We start from the raw sequence: 18,207 nt of genomic DNA, 5'->3' as shown, positions 1-18,207 counted from the left end.
GGAGGGACGCCATCGCGAGCAAGCTCGCTCCCACAGGTATTTGCCTCAGCAGTGACCATTGTGGGAGCGAGCTTGCTCGCGATGAGGCCGGTGCAGCCAGCTCAAGACTTGTTGGGATATTCCCGATGCATCTGCTCAAGCAGCGCATCCTTGTCCTGCCACAGCTGGTTGATCCAACCCTGGAACTCCAGGCGATATTCCCCGTCCTGGTCGTAGCTTTTGCCAATGAACTGCGGCGGTATCTTCAGCTCCTGGAAGTGCACCACCACCTCGCCAACGTTGCCGCAGAGCAAATCCCAATACCCCGGGCGGCCGCCCGGATAATGAATCGTCACGTTGATGATCGACTCCAATTGTTCGCCCATCGCATCGAGCACAAACGCGATGCCGCCGGCCTTGGGCTTGAGCAGGTAGCGAAACTGTGATTGCTGCTGGGCATGCTTGCTTTCGGTGAAGCGCGTGCCCTCAACGAAATTGAAAATACCCACCGGGTTGTTGCGGTATTTCGCACAGGTGCTGCGGGTGGTTTCCAGATCCTTGCCTTTCTTTTCCGGATGTTTTTCCAGGTAAGCCTTGGAGTAACGCTTCATGAACGGGAAGCCCAGTGCCCACCAGGCCAGGCCAATCACCGGCACCCAGATCAGCTCTTGCTTGAGGAAAAACTTCAACGGTCGGATGCGTCGGTTCAGGACGTACTGCAACACCATGATGTCGACCCAGCTTTGATGATTGCTGGTGACCAGATATGAGTGTTGGTAGTCCAGGCCTTCCAGCCCGCTGATATGCCAGCGGGTACGGCGCAACAGGTTCATCCAGGCCTTGTTGTTGCTGATCCAGGCTTCGTGGATATGGCTCATCAGCCAGTCGGTAAAACGCTGGGCAGCGGGGAAGGGCAGCAACAGTTTGAAGATCGCCACGATGAACAGCGGCGTGCAGCAGGCGATGGTGTTCAACGCCAACAGCAGCGAGGCGATCACGCCCCGTACAGGGGGAGGCAGGAAATCCAGCATTTAAATATCCAGAGGTCGGTTGGCGGCTTGAATCGCGGTCAAGGCGATGGTGTAGACGATGTCATCGACCTGGGCGCCACGCGGCAAGTCATTCACGGGCTTGCGCAGACCTTGCAGCATTGGCCCGAGGCTGACGCAATCGGCGCTGCGCTGCACGGCCTTGTGGGTGGTATTGCCGGTATTGAGGTCCGGGAAAATGAACACGGTGGCCCGACCTGCGACCTGGCTGTTGGGCGCCAGTTGCCGTGCCACGGCTTCGTTGGCGGCGGCATCGTATTGCAGCGGGCCGTCGATCAACAGCCCCTGTTGCGCCTCATGGGCCAGCAGCGTTGCTTCGCGGACCTTTTCCACTTCTTCGCCGCTGGCCGACTCACCGCTGGAATAGCTGAGCATCGCGACCCGTGGCGTGATGCCGAACGCCGCGGCGGAGTCGGCGCTTTGCAAGGCGATCTCGGCCAGTTCCGCAGCGCTTGGGTGCGGGTTCATCACGCAATCGCCATACACCAGCACTTCCTCGGGAAACAGCATGAAGAATACCGACGACACGAGCGAACAGCCCGGCGCGGTCTTGATCAATTGCAACGCCGGGCGGATGGTGTTGGCGGTGGAGTGGATGACGCCGGAGACGAGCCCGTCCACTTCATCGAGCGCCAGCATCATGGTGCCGATCACCACGGTGTCTTCCAGTTGCTGCTCGGCCATGGGAGCGTTCAGGCTTTTGCTCTTGCGCAGCCGCACCATGGGCTCGACGTAACGCTCGCGAATCACATCCGGGTCGAGAATCTCCAGCCCCGGCGGCAGTTCGATACCCTGGGCGCGGGCCACGGCCTCGACGTCGGCCGGTTTTGCCAGCAACACGCAGCGGGCGATGCCCCGCGCCTGGCAAATGGCGGCGGCTTGCACTGTCAGCGGTTCGCTGCCTTCCGGCAATACGATGCGTTTGTTGGCAGCCTGGGCGCGCTGGATCAGTTGATAGCGGAACACCGCCGGTGACAGGCGCATCTCCCGTGGCGTGCCGCAGCGCTGGTGCAGCCATCGGGCGTCCAGGTGGCTGGCGACAAAATCGGTGATTATTTCCGCGCGTTCGCGGTCATCGATGGGGATTTCCTTGTTCAAGCCGTTGAGCAGATTGGCGGTGTCGTACGAGCCGGTGCTCACCGACAGCACTGGCAACCCGGCCTGCAACGCACCGCGGCAAAGGTCCATGATGCGTGGGTCGGGCAGGGTGTCGCTGGTCAGCAGCAGGCCGGCCAGCGGTACGCCATTGATCGCCGCCAGGCTCACGGCGAGGATGATGTCGTCGCGATCACCAGGGGTCACCACCAGTACGCCGGGCTTGAGCAGTTCCACGGTGTTGCGCATGGTGCGGGCGCAAATGATGATGTTGCTCATGCGCCGCGTTTCGTAGTCGCCGGCATTGAGCACCTGCGCGCCCATCAGGTCGGCCACGTCGCGGGTACGCGGGGCGTTGAGCTCGGGGCGAAACGGGATGCAGCCGAGCAGGCGGAAGTCGCCGCTGCGCAGCAACGGCGAATGTTCCTTCAGGCGCGCGGTGAACGCCTCCATGCTTTCGTCGGTGCGAACCTTGTTCAAGATCACGCCGAGGACTTTCGGGTCCTTGGGGCCGCCAAACAGTTGTGCCTGCAACTCGACGCGACCGGAAAGCTCCGTCAGCACTTCGTTTTCCGGCGCCGACACCAGGATCACTTCGGCGTCCAGGCTCTTGGCCAGGTGCAGGTTGACCCGGGCGGCGTAGCTCGCGCTGCGGGTCGGGACCATGCCCTCGACGACCAGTACGTCCTTGCCGACGGCGGCCTGCTGATAGAGGGTGATGATTTCTTCCAGCAGCTCATCGAGCTGGCCATCGCCGAGCATGCGCTCCACATGAGCCAGGCCCAGCGGTTGCGGCGGTTTGAGGCCGTGGGTGCGGGCCACCAGTTCGGTGGAGCGTTCCGGGCCGGTATCGCCAGGATGAGGCTGGGCAATGGGTTTGAAAAAGCCGACTTTGAGCCCGGCCCGTTCCAGGGTACGCACCAGCCCGAGGCTGATGGAGGTCAGGCCCACGCCAAAATCGGTGGGTGCGATAAAAAAAGTTTGCATGCGGATTCTCTAAGGGTGCATGGCCAGTGCCCTGTATTTGCGAAACAGGGCACCAGGGCGCGACCTATGACTGGTCATCTACCCACAATTCAGTCGCCAAGGTTATCGCTAACCGGGCCTTGAGCGCACCAGCCGCAAGCAAAGGGCTGGCCGATTTTTTCAATACGTTGCGCCGGGTCCAGTACCCAGGCCCGGGATTGCCACGGTGGCTGGTGGCGCAGGTGCTGGGTGTGGCCGCAAGACAGCTCGACGACCCAGTGTCCGTCCTCATCCTGGCGGAAACCCGTGACCGTTGGTCTGTTCGAGCTAGCCCGTTTGTCCGGGTTCCGTTCGCTTTCGGGCAAATCCTTGTTTAGACTTGTCCGTTCTTCATTCTTATGCAAAAGGTCTCGCCCCATGCTGATCGCCGCCAATAAGGCTGTCTCCATCGACTATACCCTGACCAACGACGCTGGTGAGGTCATCGACAGCTCTGCCGGCGGCGCTCCGCTGGTCTACCTGCATGGTGCAGGCAACATCATCCAGGGCCTGGAAAAAGCCCTCGAAGGCAAAACCACCGGCGACGAGCTGAACGTGACCGTCGAGCCGGAAGACGCCTACGGCGAGTACTCCGCCGAACTGGTCAGCACCCTGAGCCGCAGCATGTTCGAAGGTGTGGATGAGCTGGAAGTCGGCATGCAGTTCCACGCTTCGGCGCCGGATGGCCAGATGCAGATCGTCACCATTCGCGACCTGGACGGCGATGACGTCACCGTTGACGGCAACCACCCGTTGGCCGGCCAGCGCTTGAACTTCCAAGTCAAGATCGTCGATATCCGTGACGCCAGCCAAGAAGAAGTTGCCCATGGCCACGTCCATGGCGAAGGCGGCCATCACCACTGATTCCTGCGCTACGTTCAAGGAAACAGTGAACTGGAAAGGCGCCATACGGCGCCTTTTTAGTCGCTTGCTGTTAGCATCACCCATGGCTGTATCGAAAAGATCTGCAAACCTGGAGTTTCGTCATGAGTGCTTTCCACGACCTTAAACTGACAACCCTGGATGGTCAGGAGCTTCCTCTGGCACCGTTCAAAGGGCAAGTCGTGCTGGTGGTCAACGTTGCCTCCAAATGTGGCCTGACGCCTCAATACGCGGCGCTGGAAAATCTCTACCAGCAGTACAAGGACAAGGGCTTCAGTGTGCTGGGCCTGCCCTGCAACCAGTTCGCCGGACAGGAGCCTGGAACCGATCAGCAAATCCAGGAATTCTGCAGCCTCAACTATGGCGTGACGTTCCCGCTGTCCAGCAAGCTGGAAGTGAACGGTCAAGAACGTCATCAGCTCTATCGTCTGCTGGCGGGCGAGGGCGCCGAGTTCCCTGGAGACATTACGTGGAACTTCGAAAAATTCCTGCTCGGCAAGGACGGCCGGGTGCTGGCGCGTTTCTCGCCGCGCACGCCGCCCGATGATCCTGCGGTGATCCAGGCGATCGAAAAAGCCCTGAGCTAAACCGTCAGGCGAACCTTTGTGGCGAGAGGATACATTCCCTCGCCACGTATTGCGGGCCTCAAAACAAAAGCGTTCTCTCGGCTCCCTTCTGATCCTTAATCACTCCAATCAATAGTGCTACCCAGCTCTGCTTCAGCTTCATATTATCGTCGTCATATATGAACCGTGACCGATCCCGTGGAGTGCCCCATGCCTGTACAAGCCCTGTTCAAACCCTTTCAGCTCGGCACGTTCCAGCTGCCGACCCGGGTCGTGATGGCGCCGATGACCCGTTCCTTTTCGCCGGGCGGCGTACCGAACAGCAAGGTGATCGAGTACTACCGTCGTCGCGCGGCGGCCGGGGTTGGCCTGATCATCACCGAGGGCACGACGGTCGGTCACAAGGCGTCCAATGGCTACCCGAACGTACCGCATTTCTACGGTGACGCCGCGCTGGCGGGTTGGAAGAAAGTAGTCGATGCCGTGCACGCCGAAGGCGGCAAGATCGTTCCGCAACTGTGGCACGTAGGCAATGTCCGACGCCTCGGTACCGAGCCGGACGGCGCCGTACCAGGCTATGGCCCGACTGAAAAGCTCAAGGATGGCCAGGTCGTGGTTCACGGCATGACCCAGGCAGACATCGACGAAGTCATCGCCGCCTTCGCCCAAGCGGCAAAAAATGCCAAGGGTATCGGCATGGACGGCGTCGAGATCCACGGCGCCCACGGCTATCTGGTGGATCAGTTTTTCTGGGAAGGCAGCAACCAGCGCACGGACGGTTACGGCGGCGACCTGGCCAACCGTTCGCGCTTCGCCATCGAGCTGATCCGCGCCGTTCGCGCTGCGGTGGGCGAAGATTTTCCGATCATTTTCCGATTTTCTCAATGGAAGCAGCAGGACTACACCGCGCGCCTGGTGCAGACGCCTGAGGCGCTGGAAGCGTTCCTCAAGCCGTTGGCCGATGCCGGCGTGGATATTTTCCATTGCTCCACGCGTCGGTTCTGGGAGCCTGAGTTCGACGGTTCGGACCTGAACCTGGCCGGCTGGACCCGCAAGCTCACCGGCAAGCCAACGATTACCGTCGGCAGTGTCGGCCTGGACGGCGAGTTCCTGCAGTTCATGGTCAATACCGACAAGGTTGCCCAACCGGCCAGCCTGGAAAACCTGCTGGAGCGCCTGAACAAGGAAGAGTTCGACCTGGTGGCGGTGGGCCGTGCTCTGCTGGTGGATCCCGACTGGGCGCAGAAAGTGCGTGACGGGCGTGAGCAGGACATCCTGCCGTTCAGTCGCGAGGCGTTGATGACCTTGGTGTAAGCGGCGTCTGCCTTCGCGAGCAGGCTCGCGATGGCTGCCTCGGCATCATCGGATATCAACGCACAGTCGGCGCAGCAGGCAGCACCTGCTCGCCGACACAAGCGCTTCGCAATAACGCCTCGAACTGCTCGATCACCGCCCCCCAGCCCTGGCGGCTGGCATGCTGGCGCGCGTTGAGCCTCACGCAACGCAAGGCCTCTGGCTCTTCCAGCAGCCAACGCGCCGCGTCGCAAAATGCCTCTTCATCCCCAGGCATCGCCAATACGCCGTTATAGCCATGACGGATGTGCTGCGCCGCCGCGGCCTGGTCGTAGGCCACCACGCCCAGCCCGGATGCCAGTGCTTCCAGCACAACGTTGCCGAAGGTTTCGGTCAGGCTCGGAAAGACAAACACATCCCCGGACGCGTAATGGGCGGCCAGCGCTTCGCCTCGTTGCGCCCCGCAGAATATCGCCTCGGGCAGTTGTTGCTCGAGAGCGAGCCGCTGTGGGCCGTCTCCAACGATCACCAGTTTGATTTGCCGTGTCGCAAAAGCACTGCGCAGGGTGTCGAAACTGCGTTTGAGCAGCGCCAGGTTTTTCTCCGGCGCCAGGCGTCCCACATGAAGCACCGCGATAGCGTCATCATCCAGGCCCCAGCTCTTGCGCAAGGCGGCTGAGCGTTTGGCCGGATGAAACAAATGGCTATCCACGCCACGGGACAACAATGCCACGCGTTCGAAATGCCGGCGTTCCAGTTCCAGGCGCTGGCTGACGCTGGGCACCAGCGTCAGGCTTGAGCGGTTATGGAACCAGCGCAAGTAATGCGTGAGCCCACGGCTCAGCAGGCCGAGGCCGTATTGCTGGGTGTATTGCTGGAAGTTGGTATGGAAGCCACTGACCACCGAAATACCCAGGCGCCGCGCGGCACGCAACGCAGACAAGCCCAGCGGCCCTTCGGTGGCGATATACAACACGTCCGGGCGATGACGCTTCCAGCGCCGCAACAGCTTGTGCATCGAAGCCTGTCCCCACTGCAAACCCGGATACCCCGGCAATGGCCAGCCCCGGCACAGCAGCAATTGGTCATCACTGGTCAGACCCAGGTCTCCCGCCTGGCGAGGGCGAATCAGTTCTACCCGATGCCCGCGGGCGCGCAAACCGTCATGAAGACGACCCAGGGTATTGGCTACGCCATTGATTTCCGGCGCAAAGGTTTCGGTGACGAGCGTAACGTGCAGGAGTGTGGTCATGGCCCCAGTGTCGACCGGGGCCGTTTCGCCAGTGTGACGTCAGGATGACGGATTCGTGACCGGGTCAGCCCTGACGCGCCAGCGCCGTCTCGGCGCCTTGCTCCCGCACCCAGAACAACGTCGCCCCGGCCACCGCCGCCGGCATCATCAGAATGTTCACGAAGGGAATCAGCAGCACCAGGTACACGCTGCCGCCAAAACCCAGGCTCTGCCAGCGCTTTTCCCGCAGCCAGGCGAGCATTTCGTTCCAGCCCAGCTTATGGTTGTCCGCCGGGTAGTCGATGTACTGGATCGCCATCATCCAGATCCCGAACAGCAACCACAGTGGCGCGGCCACCAGATTGACCACCGGGATGAACGACAGCACGAACAGCCCCAGGGCCCGGGGCAGAAAATAACCGAGCTTGCGCGCCTCTCGAGCCAGGGTGCGCGGGACCATGGCGACCAACTCGCCCCAACTGAACGCTGGGAAATCATCCGTGCCGCGCACTACCACTTCGACCTTCTCGGCGAGAAAACCGTTGAAAGGCGCCGCGATGATGTTGGCAAGCATGGTGAAAGTGAAAAACACCATCAGCACCACAAGGACGACGAACAGAGGCCACAGGACATAGCTCAGGAAACTCAGCCAATCCGGCAGCGACGGCATCAGCGTGTCGACCCACAAGCTGAACTGGTGGCCGGCGAGGTAGATCAGCCCGACGAACAGCAGCAGGTTGACAGCCAGCGGCAGCAGAACAAAAAGGCGCAGGCTGGGGCTCAGGACCAATTTGAGCCCTTCGCGCAAATATTGCGGGCCGGACAGGACGGGGGCGGGCATAGGTGGCTCCAAGGGTAGTGGACGCGCCCGACCTTACCGACTTTGCCTTGTGCGGGAAAGTCGCGACACGGCGTGTAACAAAGGTTTAGCGCAGGTTTGTCGCTATCGGCGACGTCGCGGCGGATAGAGCTCACCTATGAGCTGGATTGTTAAACCGTATTTCCTTAATCTTCGGTCCCTCGATACGCTGCACCCATTCTTTTTACAGGACTGTCGAACCCAAGCCTTCCCCAAGTGCATCAACAGTCTTTTTTTATTCCCGCCGCTCAGCCGGCGTTCCGGGCCGCAGGGTCCGGTCAACAGGAGCAGGTCATGTCTGAAGTCCGTCATTCGCGTGTGATTATTCTCGGTTCCGGCCCTGCCGGTTACAGCGCCGCGGTTTATGCGGCACGTGCCAACCTCAAGCCGTTGTTGATCACCGGCATGCAAGCCGGCGGTCAATTGACCACCACCACCGAAGTCGACAACTGGCCAGGCGACGTCCACGGCCTGACCGGCCCGGCCTTGATGGAGCGCATGAAAGAACACGCCGAGCGCTTCGAGACCGAGATCGTCTTCGACCACATCAATGCCGTGGATTTCGCCGCCAAGCCATACACCTTGACCGGCGACAGCGCGACCTACACTTGCGACGCCCTGATCATCGCCACCGGCGCCAGCGCTCGTTACCTGGGCCTGCCGTCGGAAGAAACGTTCATGGGCAAAGGCGTTTCGGCCTGCGCTACCTGCGACGGTTTCTTCTACCGCAACAAACCCGTGGCGGTGGTCGGCGGCGGCAACACCGCGGTCGAGGAAGCGCTGTACCTGGCCAACATCGCCAGCACGGTCACCCTGGTTCACCGTCGCGAAACCTTCCGCGCCGAGAAGATTTTGATCGACAAGCTCAACGCCCGCGTCGCCGAAGGCAAGATCATCCTCAAGCTCAACGCGACCCTGGACGAAGTGTTGGGTGACAACATGGGCGTGACCGGCGCGCGCTTGAAGAACAACAATGGCAGCTTCGAAGAAATCAAGGTTGACGGCGTATTCATCGCCATCGGCCACACGCCGAATACTTCGTTGTTCGAAGGCCAGCTGGAGCTCAAGGACGGCTACCTGGTCGTCAAGGGTGGCCGCGACGGCAACGCTACCGCCACCAGCGTCGAAGGTATCTTCGCCGCCGGCGACGTGGCCGACCACGTCTACCGCCAGGCCATCACCTCGGCTGGCGCTGGTTGCATGGCGGCTCTGGACACCGAACGTTACCTGGACGGCCTGCAGAACGTTTCGTTCTGATTCATCGGGCATTAAAAAAACCGGCTTCGGCCGGTTTTTTTGTGCTTGGTATTTAACGCAACTTCATGGGCGGTTTCTGTGGGAGCGAGCTTGCTCGCGATGGCGTCAGACCAGTCAATGTCGATGTTGACTGATATACCGCGATCGCGAGCAGGCTCGCTCCCACAAGGTTATGTGTGGTCAGGAAAACCTTGATCAGGCCAGTTCCGCCAGGCACGTCTCCAGGATGTCCAAGCCCTCTTCCAGCACCGCCGCTTCGGTCGTCAACGGCGCCAGCAGCCGGATGATGTGCCGCGATTTACCACTGGGCATCAGCAGCAGGCCCGACTCACGTGCCAGGGCCAGCAGTTGTGTCAGTTGTGCCGGGGCCGGGGTGCCATCGGCGTGGGCCAGTTCGATCCCGCGCATGGCGCCGACGCCGGTCAGGCGGCCCAGGTACGGCGACAGCCCACGGCGGCGCCACGACTCGTAGCGGCTGACGATCGCTTCTTCCTGTTGTGCGCCCCACGCGTGGAGATTGGCGTCAGTCATTTCATCCAGCGTTGCCAGCGCGGCGGCGCAGGCGATGGGGTTGCCAGAATAGGTCCCACCGAGCCCACCCTTTGGCAGGTTATCCATCAGCGACTTGCGCCCTACCACCGCCCCCAGAGGGACACCGCCAGCGATGCTTTTGCCCAGCAGGATCAGGTCCGGGTCGATCCCCAGTCGCGAGAACGCGAAGCGCTGGCCGGTGCGGCCGAAACCGGACTGGATCTCATCGACGATCAGCACGATGCCCTTGTCGTCGCAGAACTGCCGCAACGCCTGGGCGAACGCCACGTCCATCGCCAGGAAACCGGCTTCGCCCTGCACCGGCTCGACGATGAAACAGGCCACGTCGTTTACATCGATCTCGACGCTGAACAGCCTGTCCATGGCTTTCAGCGCTTCGGCGCACGTCACGCCATTGTCGTGGCTGGGGTAGGGCAGGTGATAGACCGGTCCGGGCAGTACGCCGACTTTCTGTTTGTACGGCGCGACCTTGCCGTTGAGATTGAGGGTGGCGAGGGTTCGCCCATGGAAGCCGCCGTCGAAAGCAATCACGGCAGTGCGTCCCGTGGCGCCGCGCACGATCTTCAAGGCATTTTCAGCCGCTTCGGCGCCGCTGTTGGTCAGCATGCCGCTCACCGGATAACCGACCGGGATGAATGCGGCCAGGCGCTCCATCAATTGGACGTAAGGCGCGTGGGGCGCGGCATTGAAGGCGTAGTGCGTCAGGCGGGTGGCTTGCTCGCGGATCGCCTCGACGATGCGAGGATGACAATGGCCCAGATTCAACACGCCAATGCCACCCACGAAATCAATATAGCGCTTGGCGTCGCAATCCCAGACCTCGGCATTTTTCCCGTGGCTGAGACTGACGGGGTGAACGAAGGAAATCGATTGGCTGATGCTGTCGCGGCTCATGGATGACGGCTCGGAAGAAGAAAGGATTTGCCTTATCTAAGCCGCGAGAAGCAGTGCCCGGCAAACGAAATAAAGTCGCCGGGTCAATCATAAAAGTCGGGATGTGGTGAGGTGCCATTTAACTTGAGACGTATTCCCCGTAGCGAGGGAACAAGCTCCCTCGCTACGACAGCGGGTGAATCAGCGGCGTTGCAATGGCTGGGCTTCGAACTTCACCCCCGCCAACCCGTGGGCTATCAGCGCGCGGATATTGCCGTGGTCGCTGCCTTCGGGCGTGTTCAGTACCGAACGGTAGTGCTCGCCGAATGCCAGGAGCGCCTCTTTGTCGCTCAAGCCTTCAAGCAGTGCCAGGCCCAACGTCTTGCAGGAGCCTTCGTTCTGCCCGGCCGCGTTCTTCACGCCACCGTTGTCGAAGGCCTGGGGCTGGTAGTCGTAGCCTTCGGCAATGAACGCCAGGGTGTCGGCAAAGACATGCTCACCGCTCTCGAGGCTGGCGCGGAAAGTGTTCAGGTCAAGCATCGGGGTTTCCTTTGGCAAACGCCGCTTGCTGCTCGGCATTGGCTTCTTTCTGGTATTGGGCTTTCCATTCGGCATAGGGCATGCCGTAGACAACTTCGCGCGCATCATCGAGGCTGACCTCGACCTGGCGCTCATCGGCGGCGGCCTTGTACCACTTGGACAGGCAGTTGCGGCAGAAACCGGCGAGGTTCATCAGGTCGATGTTCTGCACATCCTTGCGGCTGTCGAGGTGGGCAACCAGCCGGCGGAAAGCGGCGGCTTCAAGTTCGAGGCGTTGTTGGTCGTTCATGAGGGTCTCTGCGAGACAGCTTCAAGCGGCGAGCTTCAAGCTGCTAGTTGGTTTGCGGCGTTCAGGCTTGAAGGTTACAGCTTGAGACTGTTGGCGGCTACGGAGTAGCCCTGCTTGCTGCGAGCGTGATCGATACGGACTCGGCGAAGCGCAACGCGTGTGGCTTGTCGACTTCGACCTCGGCGTACAGCACCGACTCGTTCGCCATGACCAGGTCCAGCAACTCCTGGGTGAGGCGTTCGAGCAGGGCGAAGCGATTGCCTTCCACATGGGCAATGACTGCCTTGGTAATGGTGCGGTAGTTCAGGGCGTGGTCGATGTCGTTGTCGCGCACGGCCTCTTGAGCCGCGTAGAGGATGGTCAGGTTGATCAGCACATCCTGCTTGTTGAGGATTTCATCCTCATTGATGCCGATGAACGTACGCAGGCGCAGGTCCTTGACCTTGATACGCGCCATGGCGGGTTGAAGTTGAGGCATTTATTGGCTCCGTCGAATCAATTGCAGAAACTCCTGACGCGTGGTGCTGGATTCGCGAAAGGCACCGAGCATCACCGAGGTGTTCATGGTCGAGTTCTGTTTTTCCACACCGCGCATCATCATGCACATGTGTTGGGCTTCGATCACCACCGCAACGCCGGCAGCCTGGGTGACCTCCTGCACGGCGTCGGCAATTTGCCGGGTGAGATTCTCCTGGATTTGCAGGCGGCGGGCGAACATGTCCACCAGCCGGGCGACCTTCGACAGCCCCAGGACCTTGCCCGTTGGAATATAAGCCACATGGGCCTTGCCGATGAAGGGCAGCAGGTGATGTTCGCACAGTGAATAAAGCTCGATGTCGGCGACGATCACCATTTCATCGCTGTCGGAAGCAAACAGAGCGCCGTTGACGATCTGCTCGACGCTTTGCTCGTAGCCATGACACAGGTACTGCATGGCCTTGGCCGCGCGCACCGGAGTATCCAGCAGGCCTTCGCGCTCCGGGTCTTCGCCCAGGCCGATCAGGATCTCACGGTAATGCTGGGGCGAAAGCGCCATGGATACTTCCTCGAACCGTGACTATTTGATGTGCCTCCCGCCATTTACCGTCAGGGTCGTGCCGGTGACATATGAGTTATCCAGCAGATAACGCAAACTCTGGTACATGACTTCGCTGCCGGGCTCGATACCCAGCGCGGACTTGGCCAGGGCCTTGGCACGATAGGTTGGGTCGTCGCCGGGATTGAACAGTAGCAGGGCCGGGGCGATACCGTTGACTTTGATGGCCGGTGCATACTTCGCCGCAAATGACAGTGTCAGACTTTCGAGGCCGGCCTTGGTGGCGCAATAGGCGATGTGCTTGCTGCTGCCTTTGCGTGTCACGTCATCGCTGATGTGCACGATATCCGCTGGGACCGAACGACGCAGAAGCTCGGCGCAATGCAGGTTGATCAAGTAAGGCGCGAGCATATGGACGCCAAACATGGCGTTGAACGCGGTGGCTTCGCTATCCGGCGTCTCTGCCAGCCAGGCCGAGGCGTTGTGCACGATGGCTCGCAACTGGTCGGTGTGCTGCTTGAGCAGATCGATGAACGCCAGGATTCCCGGTTCGCTGGCAAGGTCGGCAAACAGCACCGTGGCCCCCAGGTCCCGCAGCGTCTGCACGCCCGGGCGTTCGGTGCGGTAAGTGGCTATGACCGGCTGCCCGTCCTCCAATAAACGTCGGGCGCAGTGCAGGCCGACGCGTTGGGCTGCGCCGGTGATCAGGATCGGGGCGGTGGACATGGGACGGTTCGGCTCGGTTCGCGGCACAAGCAAAAACTATAACAGCGACGGCCGGCGCCTCCTATGCGTAAAGACGAATCCAGCGCTGGGGCGCTGTCAGGGGGTTAACGATTTCGAGACCGGTTCCCTTGACCGGGGACCCAGACATTTTGTTTCGCTTTGTAACGAGGGCTATGGGAAAAACGCCCCGTGGGCGTTGGGCTGCGCCTGGTAGCAGGGTGCGCGAGCATTGTTCCTTTCGAGCAATAAACAACGAATCCGCAGGGCGGACGTGTTTGTCCTTGTCAGCCTATGGCAGGAAAGGGGTAAACTGGGATCCAATTTTCCAGCTGGGAAATCCAGGCAAATGAGCGCGATAGTCGAGGAAAACCACCCTTCTCAGGCATCTGTCGCTTCGACCCGCGAGGATTTGCTTCCGATTCGGGAAGTCGCCCGGTTGACGGGGGTCAACCCGGTGACCTTGCGTGCATGGGAGCGTCGCTACGGCCTGATCCAGCCCACACGCACCGAAAGCGGGCATCGCTTGTATTCTTTGATCGATATCGAAAAGGTGCGGAGCATTCTCGCCTGGATCGAGCGCGGGGTCGCCGTGAGCAAGGTGGGTAAGATCCTTGCGAAAACCGAATCGGTACGGCCAGTCTCCAAGTTTATTTCACCCGATCTGGTTCGTGCCGATTACAGCGATTGGCAGCAGCAGGTGTCGGATGCGGTCGGCAATTTTGACGACATCGAACTGGATCGTGTCTACGGAAAGATTTTCTCGAGTTACGCCGAGCCCGTGGTATTCCAGGACATTCTGATGCCGCTCTGGCGAGACCTGCTGCATCGCCAGCATGAGTTCGGGCATACCAGCGAATGGCTGTTCTTCGACGGTTTCTTGCGTTCGCGGGTCATGCACCGTCTCTTGCTCAAGCGTGAGGCAACCTCGCGGCGAGTGCTGGTCAGTGCCGTTGCTGGTCAATGCCGGGAGTTGGAGTTGCTGGTAACAGCGCTGTTCGTTTCCAAGGCAGAGGTGGGCGTGCGGGTCATGACCGTCGGGCAGCCCTTTGATGAACTGACGCTGGTTTGCCAGAAGATCCGGCCGTTGGCGTTGGTGCTGGTCTCCAATCATGCACCGGCCGCCGAATTGCCCAGGCGGCTGACCAAATTGGCGATGGGCCTGGATTGTCCCCTGTTGCTGGCCGGCGAAGCCTCCGACCTGGCACAGGAAAGCCTGGCGGGATCGCCGATCGCTTGTCTGGGAAATGAGGGTTCGGTGATGGGGCAGCGCTTGCATCAGTTCCTGGCGGGTAACCTGGATACGTGAACCGCGTTTAGAAGTGCATCGCCGGATGGGTCAGGCGGTGCTGTTGCAGGATGTATTGGCGCAGGCGCTCGGTTTCGTCCTGGTCATGCTGGGCCAGGTGATAGGCATACATGCCTTGCTCTGTTTCCCGTTCGAAAGTCCCGCGAAGAGAAATCCTTTCATAGCCAGACGGGCTGAACCACAGGGCGAATTGCTTGGGCGGCTTGGTGCGATTGCGTATTTCCAGCAATACGCCTTTGCAAGAGACCTCGTGCACCCATAAGGGCCCCGGCTGGCCCTTGGCGTTCTCCAGGGCGACCGGCTCATCGAGCGTCAAGCGCCACGGGCGCACCTTCGGCCCCTCTTCATAGATGCTCGGCACACCCAGGCGAAGGTGCATCGCGTGGAATTCATCTTCGACCAGTTGTAACGGAAAGGTCATCTGTTGATTTTCGAAATTGGCCTGCAGCGTGACCTGTTCGTTCGCCGCCAGGCGTGTCAGCAGATCACGGATCTGCGACCCACCGTTTACCAGCAAGCTCGACGTGACATCCCGCTCGTTCAACTGCGGGTTGTGCTGCATGGTCCGGATGAAATCCAGCTCATCCTGGGTGAGAAGGGCGTCGCGCTGCATAAGGTGCTCGAAAAAAATTACTTTCACCGGTGATTGTAGTGACTGACCGCTAATTCGCGGTTTTGTTTTCGCCATTCGTCGCATGGAGGCGCGCGACGGTTTCCCGTGCTTCAGCCAACTCCGCTTCCAGTTGGGTAATGCGCTGTTGAGCCTTCACTTGGGCCGTTACGTCTTTTTGCACACCGACGAAATAGGTGTGGCCGTCAGCCTCGTTTTTCACCGTGGACAGCGACAACTCGTTCCAGAACGGTGTGCCGTCCTTACGGTAGTTGCGCAGGATCTGCCGGCAGGAGCCGCCTTGCTTCAACGTCGTGCGAATGAATTCGAGGGAAGGCTGGTCGCGATCACCCGACTGCAAAAAACGGCAGTCCTGGTAGAGGATTTCGTCACTGCTATAGCCAGTCAGCCGCTCGAATGCAGGGTTCACGTAGATCAGTATGTTGTCTTCGCCTTCCTTCTCGGCGATGACGATCCCGTCGTTCGAAGCGTTGATCACCAATTGCATCAGATGAGCGTTGATCATGAAACCTTCCCTGTTGAGCAGCCGAATAAACGCTTTATAAAAAAGAACGTCCAGCGATGTCTATTTGCCATTATCTGGTGTTGAGAGTCAATCGCAGCTTTCACCCGCAGCCTGTTACTATTCCGGTCTTCTATTCAGCTTCAGGATCAGATTGATGAAAGTCGCGATTCTTTCCGGCTCCGTATACGGCACGGCCGAAGAAGTTGCCCGCCACGCCGAAACAATGTTGCGTGATGCCGATTTCGAAACCTTCCTTAATCCGCGGGCAACCTTGGCGGATATCCTGTCCTTCGGACCACAAGCGTTGCTGGCCGTAACGTCGACAACGGGCATGGGTGAGCTGCCGGACAACCTGATGCCGCTGTACTCAATGATTCGCGACCAGCTGCCCGCATCGTTCCGCGGCTTGCCTGGCGCTGTCATCGGCCTGGGTGATGCCAGTTATGGCGACACGTTCTGCGGCGGCGGCGAGCAGATGTGTGAATTGTTCGCCGAGCTGGGCGTGCAGCAAGTACTGCCTATGTTGCGCTTGGATGCCAGTGAAAGCGTTACGCCTGAGTCGGATGCCGAACCCTGGCTGAAGGAGTTGATCGGCAAATTGAAGCCGGCCTGATGTGACCCGCTCGGCCAGTAAGCTGGCTGCCAATGCAACTACCGCCCTCGCTGGAGCTGACTAGACTGGTTTTCTTGTCCACGAAGAAGTGGACGTTTTCTTATAACAAGAAGCCAGAGAGAGGTCATAGCCGTGAGCGTAGCGTCCCTTCAATCGGCAGCCAGCATCAAGGATCAGGTCAGTGCAGCCGAATGGCAAACCCGAGTCGATCTGGCGGCCTGTTATCGGCTGATCGCGCTGCATGGCTGGGACGACCTGATCTTCACCCATGTCTCTGCGAAGGTGCCTGGCACGGAAGAGTTTCTGATCAATCCGTACGGCTTGATGTTCCAGGAAATCACCGCCTCGAACCTGGTCAAGATCGATCAGGCTGGCAACAAGCTGATGGACAGCCCCTACGAGATCAACCCCGCGGGCTATACCATCCACAGCGCGATTCACGAGGTGCGGCACGACGTGGCGTGTGTGCTGCACACCCACACCGCCGCCGGCGTCGCGGTGTCGGCGCAGAAGCAAGGAGTGCTCCCGATCAGCCAGCAGTCGTTGTTCGTATTGTCGAGCCTGGCGTACCACCCTTATGAAGGGGTGGCTTTGAATCCTGAGGAAAAAGTCCGCCTGCAAGCTGACCTCGGTGAGAACAACTTCCTGATGTTGCACAACCATGGCCTGCTGACCTGCGGCGGGACGATTGCCGATACGTTCCTGATGATGTTCATTTTCCAGCGAGCCTGCGAAATCCAGGTCCTTGCCCAGACCGGCGGCGCCGAGCTGATTGCCATCGAGCCGCAGGTGCTGGCCGGTGCCCGTGCGATGGTGGCCGGCGTGACCAAGAGCGGCCAGGGCATGGGAGGCGCGTTGGCCTGGCCGGCGCTCCTGCGCAAACTCGACCTGCAAGATCCGAGTTATAAGAGCTGATGCCCATGGTCCAGATCCCCTTGCGTATCTGGCGCCAGCGCGGCCAGACGTTCATGTTTCGTGGCCACGCTATCCGTTACTGGACTGCGGGGCACGGCGAGCCATTGCTGCTAATCCACGGGTTCCCTACCGCAAGCTGGGATTGGCACTACCTTTGGCAGCCGCTGGCACAACGTTATCGGGTGATTGCCTGCGACATGCTCGGTTTTGGTGACTCCGCCAAGCCGGTGGACCATGTCTACAGCCTGCTCGAACAGGCCGATCTGCAACAGGCATTGCTGGCCCACCTGAATGTGACGCAAGCGATCCATATACTGGCCCATGACTACGGCGACAGTGTGGCGCAGGAGCTCATCGCCCGGCATGGCGAGGCACGCGCCAATGTCGCCAGTTGCACCTTTCTCAATGGCGGTTTATTCCCGGAAACCCATCGTCCGGTGCTGATGCAAAAACTGTTGCTCAGCCCTCTGGGTTGGCTGATCGGCCGGGCGTTTTCCAGGGATGGCCTGGTCAAAAGTTTCCGACGGATCTTCGGCCCTTGGACTGCTCCCACCGAGAGTGAACTGGATGATTACTGGAGCCAGGTCGAAACCCATCGCGGGCCACGGATCATGCACAAACTCATTGCCTATATCCCGGAGCGGCGCGTGCAGCGTGATCGCTGGGTCAAGGCGATGCAGCGCGGCGAGGTGCCCATGCGGGTGATCGATGGGGCGTTCGATCCCATTTCCGGCGCGCATATGGTGGCGCGCTACCAAGCCCTGGTTCCCAACCCCGACACAGTGTTGTTGCCCGATATTGGTCACTACCCCCACACCGAGGCGCCTGTACAGGTGCTCAAGCATTACCTCGCGTTTCGTGAAGCCATCGCTGCGCCTTCCCGGCAACTGGCGTGTTCCTGACGCTTGCCTTCAGGGCGACGTAGCGCAACCGGGGCATCATCCCTGCACCTTATCGGCTGCTATTCACTTTCTCCCTTGTTGATTGTGACTGGTCGGCTTGTAC

The 18,207-nt window shown here is 60.2% G+C and carries 21 protein-coding genes; 8 read left to right on the top strand and 13 right to left on the bottom strand.

Features of this window, described 5'->3' with window-relative positions; genetic code table 11:
- Window positions 1-101: 101 nt before the first annotated feature.
- The 3 genes from M1D68_RS21120 to M1D68_RS21110 form a co-directional block, all read right to left on the bottom strand.
- Window positions 102-1,010, bottom strand: coding sequence for an acyltransferase (locus M1D68_RS21120; protein ID WP_457968218.1), 909 nt, complete (start codon window positions 1,008-1,010; stop codon window positions 102-104).
- On the bottom strand, window positions 1,011-3,110 hold the full coding sequence (gene pta / locus M1D68_RS21115; protein ID WP_420765503.1) for a phosphate acetyltransferase: 2,100 nt from the start codon (window positions 3,108-3,110) through the stop codon (window positions 1,011-1,013). It lies immediately after the preceding gene.
- 89 nt (window positions 3,111-3,199) lie between these two features.
- Window positions 3,200-3,538 (bottom strand): DUF3565 domain-containing protein, encoded by a 339-nt coding sequence (locus M1D68_RS21110; protein ID WP_420765502.1) that lies wholly within the window; start codon window positions 3,536-3,538, stop codon window positions 3,200-3,202.
- Here M1D68_RS21110 and M1D68_RS21105 point away from each other — a divergent pair.
- The 3 genes from M1D68_RS21105 (at window position 3,507) to M1D68_RS21095 (ending at window position 5,890) form a co-directional block, all read left to right on the top strand.
- Window positions 3,507-3,992, top strand: a complete 486-nt coding sequence (locus M1D68_RS21105) for an FKBP-type peptidyl-prolyl cis-trans isomerase (RefSeq protein WP_265066092.1) — start codon at window positions 3,507-3,509, stop codon at window positions 3,990-3,992. The genes M1D68_RS21110 and M1D68_RS21105 overlap by 32 nt on opposite strands.
- A 122-nt stretch (window positions 3,993-4,114) precedes the next feature.
- Window positions 4,115-4,597 carry a glutathione peroxidase gene (locus M1D68_RS21100; protein ID WP_445570882.1) on the top strand — a complete coding sequence of 161 codons (483 nt, stop codon included), beginning with the start codon at window positions 4,115-4,117 and terminating at the stop codon, window positions 4,595-4,597.
- A 189-nt stretch (window positions 4,598-4,786) separates the two neighbouring features.
- Window positions 4,787-5,890, top strand: coding sequence for an NADH:flavin oxidoreductase (locus M1D68_RS21095; RefSeq protein WP_457968206.1), 1,104 nt, complete (start codon window positions 4,787-4,789; stop codon window positions 5,888-5,890).
- A gap of 55 nt (window positions 5,891-5,945) precedes the next feature.
- Here the strand turns inward: M1D68_RS21095 and M1D68_RS21090 are convergent, their stop codons facing one another.
- Together M1D68_RS21090 and cysZ are read right to left on the bottom strand one after the other, a co-directional pair.
- Window positions 5,946-7,121 carry a glycosyltransferase family 4 protein gene (locus M1D68_RS21090; RefSeq protein ID WP_434560613.1) on the bottom strand — a complete coding sequence of 392 codons (1,176 nt, stop codon included), beginning with the start codon at window positions 7,119-7,121 and terminating at the stop codon, window positions 5,946-5,948.
- 64 nt (window positions 7,122-7,185) lie between these two features.
- Window positions 7,186-7,941 carry a sulfate transporter CysZ gene (cysZ, locus tag M1D68_RS21085; RefSeq protein WP_457968204.1) on the bottom strand — a complete coding sequence of 252 codons (756 nt, stop codon included), beginning with the start codon at window positions 7,939-7,941 and terminating at the stop codon, window positions 7,186-7,188.
- 312 nt (window positions 7,942-8,253) lie between these two features.
- Here cysZ and trxB point away from each other — a divergent pair, with 312 nt between their 5' ends.
- Window positions 8,254-9,216: a thioredoxin-disulfide reductase gene (gene trxB, locus M1D68_RS21080; RefSeq protein ID WP_457968202.1), complete on the top strand. Its 963-nt coding sequence runs from the start codon at window positions 8,254-8,256 to the stop codon at window positions 9,214-9,216.
- A 195-nt stretch (window positions 9,217-9,411) separates the two neighbouring features.
- Here the strand turns inward: trxB and M1D68_RS21075 are convergent, their stop codons facing one another.
- The 6 genes from M1D68_RS21075 to folM form a co-directional block, all read right to left on the bottom strand.
- Window positions 9,412-10,662, bottom strand: a complete 1,251-nt coding sequence (locus tag M1D68_RS21075; RefSeq protein ID WP_457968200.1) for a 2-aminoadipate transaminase — start codon at window positions 10,660-10,662, stop codon at window positions 9,412-9,414.
- 180 nt (window positions 10,663-10,842) lie between these two features.
- Entirely contained in the window at window positions 10,843-11,181 is a 339-nt protein-coding gene (locus M1D68_RS21070; protein ID WP_420765495.1) for a HopJ type III effector protein, read from the bottom strand.
- On the bottom strand, window positions 11,174-11,470 hold the full coding sequence (locus M1D68_RS21065) for a DUF1244 domain-containing protein (RefSeq protein WP_420765494.1): 297 nt from the start codon (window positions 11,468-11,470) through the stop codon (window positions 11,174-11,176). Before M1D68_RS21065 ends, M1D68_RS21070 begins: the two co-directional genes overlap by 8 nt.
- Before the next feature lie 97 nt (window positions 11,471-11,567).
- Window positions 11,568-11,948: a dihydroneopterin triphosphate 2'-epimerase gene (folX, locus tag M1D68_RS21060; RefSeq protein WP_420765493.1), complete on the bottom strand. Its 381-nt coding sequence runs from the start codon at window positions 11,946-11,948 to the stop codon at window positions 11,568-11,570.
- Window positions 11,949-12,506 carry a GTP cyclohydrolase I FolE gene (gene folE, locus M1D68_RS21055; RefSeq protein WP_434560605.1) on the bottom strand — a complete coding sequence of 186 codons (558 nt, stop codon included), beginning with the start codon at window positions 12,504-12,506 and terminating at the stop codon, window positions 11,949-11,951.
- 21 nt (window positions 12,507-12,527) lie between these two features.
- The gene (gene folM, locus M1D68_RS21050) at window positions 12,528-13,232 is read right to left on the bottom strand and encodes a dihydromonapterin reductase (protein ID WP_420765491.1); all 705 of its coding nucleotides are present in this window, start codon (window positions 13,230-13,232) and stop codon (window positions 12,528-12,530) included.
- A gap of 346 nt (window positions 13,233-13,578) precedes the next feature.
- On the opposite strand from folM, the gene M1D68_RS21045 reads away from it, so the two are divergent.
- Window positions 13,579-14,538, top strand: coding sequence for a MerR family transcriptional regulator (locus tag M1D68_RS21045; protein ID WP_445570878.1), 960 nt, complete (start codon window positions 13,579-13,581; stop codon window positions 14,536-14,538).
- Window positions 14,539-14,545: 7 nt separating this feature from the next.
- Here M1D68_RS21045 and M1D68_RS21040 read toward each other — a convergent pair whose 3' ends face one another.
- Both M1D68_RS21040 and M1D68_RS21035 read right to left on the bottom strand, forming a co-directional pair.
- The gene (locus tag M1D68_RS21040; protein ID WP_420765489.1) at window positions 14,546-15,151 is read right to left on the bottom strand and encodes a hypothetical protein; all 606 of its coding nucleotides are present in this window, start codon (window positions 15,149-15,151) and stop codon (window positions 14,546-14,548) included.
- A gap of 49 nt (window positions 15,152-15,200) precedes the next feature.
- Complete coding sequence (locus tag M1D68_RS21035) at window positions 15,201-15,674, bottom strand: PAS domain-containing protein (protein ID WP_434560601.1); 474 nt, start codon at window positions 15,672-15,674, stop codon at window positions 15,201-15,203.
- A gap of 154 nt (window positions 15,675-15,828) precedes the next feature.
- Between M1D68_RS21035 and M1D68_RS21030 the strand changes: the two genes are divergently transcribed.
- The 3 genes from M1D68_RS21030 (at window position 15,829) to M1D68_RS21020 (ending at window position 18,104) form a co-directional block, all read left to right on the top strand.
- Complete coding sequence (locus M1D68_RS21030; protein WP_420765487.1) at window positions 15,829-16,287, top strand: flavodoxin; 459 nt, start codon at window positions 15,829-15,831, stop codon at window positions 16,285-16,287.
- Between the two features lie 132 nt (window positions 16,288-16,419).
- Window positions 16,420-17,202: a class II aldolase/adducin family protein gene (locus M1D68_RS21025; protein WP_457968196.1), complete on the top strand. Its 783-nt coding sequence runs from the start codon at window positions 16,420-16,422 to the stop codon at window positions 17,200-17,202.
- Window positions 17,202-18,104 carry an alpha/beta fold hydrolase gene (locus M1D68_RS21020; protein ID WP_457968194.1) on the top strand — a complete coding sequence of 301 codons (903 nt, stop codon included), beginning with the start codon at window positions 17,202-17,204 and terminating at the stop codon, window positions 18,102-18,104. The genes M1D68_RS21025 and M1D68_RS21020 overlap by 1 nt, the downstream gene beginning before the upstream one ends.
- Window positions 18,105-18,207 lie beyond the last annotated feature (103 nt).

It is taken from the genome of Pseudomonas sp. R4-84, assembly GCF_054130985.1.
Note: the sequence above shows the minus strand (reverse complement) of the source record. Positions and strands in the feature narration are given on the sequence as shown.

Excerpts from the sequence above, each read along its gene's own strand:
- M1D68_RS21120 (WP_457968218.1), bottom strand. The coding sequence starts at position 1,010 with ATGCTGGATTTCCTGCCTCCCCCTGTACGGGGCGTGATCGCCTCGCTG.
- pta (WP_420765503.1), bottom strand. The coding sequence starts at position 3,110 with ATGCAAACTTTTTTTATCGCACCCACCGATTTTGGCGTGGGCCTGACC.
- M1D68_RS21105 (WP_265066092.1), top strand. The coding sequence starts at position 3,507 with ATGCTGATCGCCGCCAATAAGGCTGTCTCCATCGACTATACCCTGACC.
- M1D68_RS21110 (WP_420765502.1), bottom strand. The coding sequence starts at position 3,538 with ATGGAGACAGCCTTATTGGCGGCGATCAGCATGGGGCGAGACCTTTTG.
- M1D68_RS21100 (WP_445570882.1), top strand. The coding sequence starts at position 4,115 with ATGAGTGCTTTCCACGACCTTAAACTGACAACCCTGGATGGTCAGGAG.
- M1D68_RS21095 (WP_457968206.1), top strand. The coding sequence starts at position 4,787 with ATGCCTGTACAAGCCCTGTTCAAACCCTTTCAGCTCGGCACGTTCCAG.
- M1D68_RS21090 (WP_434560613.1), bottom strand. The coding sequence starts at position 7,121 with ATGACCACACTCCTGCACGTTACGCTCGTCACCGAAACCTTTGCGCCG.
- cysZ (WP_457968204.1), bottom strand. The coding sequence starts at position 7,941 with ATGCCCGCCCCCGTCCTGTCCGGCCCGCAATATTTGCGCGAAGGGCTC.
- trxB (WP_457968202.1), top strand. The coding sequence starts at position 8,254 with ATGTCTGAAGTCCGTCATTCGCGTGTGATTATTCTCGGTTCCGGCCCT.
- M1D68_RS21075 (WP_457968200.1), bottom strand. The coding sequence starts at position 10,662 with ATGAGCCGCGACAGCATCAGCCAATCGATTTCCTTCGTTCACCCCGTC.
- M1D68_RS21070 (WP_420765495.1), bottom strand. The coding sequence starts at position 11,181 with ATGCTTGACCTGAACACTTTCCGCGCCAGCCTCGAGAGCGGTGAGCAT.
- M1D68_RS21065 (WP_420765494.1), bottom strand. The coding sequence starts at position 11,470 with ATGAACGACCAACAACGCCTCGAACTTGAAGCCGCCGCTTTCCGCCGG.
- folX (WP_420765493.1), bottom strand. The coding sequence starts at position 11,948 with ATGCCTCAACTTCAACCCGCCATGGCGCGTATCAAGGTCAAGGACCTG.
- folE (WP_434560605.1), bottom strand. The coding sequence starts at position 12,506 with ATGGCGCTTTCGCCCCAGCATTACCGTGAGATCCTGATCGGCCTGGGC.
- folM (WP_420765491.1), bottom strand. The coding sequence starts at position 13,232 with ATGTCCACCGCCCCGATCCTGATCACCGGCGCAGCCCAACGCGTCGGC.
- M1D68_RS21045 (WP_445570878.1), top strand. The coding sequence starts at position 13,579 with ATGAGCGCGATAGTCGAGGAAAACCACCCTTCTCAGGCATCTGTCGCT.
- M1D68_RS21040 (WP_420765489.1), bottom strand. The coding sequence starts at position 15,151 with ATGCAGCGCGACGCCCTTCTCACCCAGGATGAGCTGGATTTCATCCGG.
- M1D68_RS21035 (WP_434560601.1), bottom strand. The coding sequence starts at position 15,674 with ATGATCAACGCTCATCTGATGCAATTGGTGATCAACGCTTCGAACGAC.
- M1D68_RS21030 (WP_420765487.1), top strand. The coding sequence starts at position 15,829 with ATGAAAGTCGCGATTCTTTCCGGCTCCGTATACGGCACGGCCGAAGAA.
- M1D68_RS21020 (WP_457968194.1), top strand. The coding sequence starts at position 17,202 with ATGCCCATGGTCCAGATCCCCTTGCGTATCTGGCGCCAGCGCGGCCAG.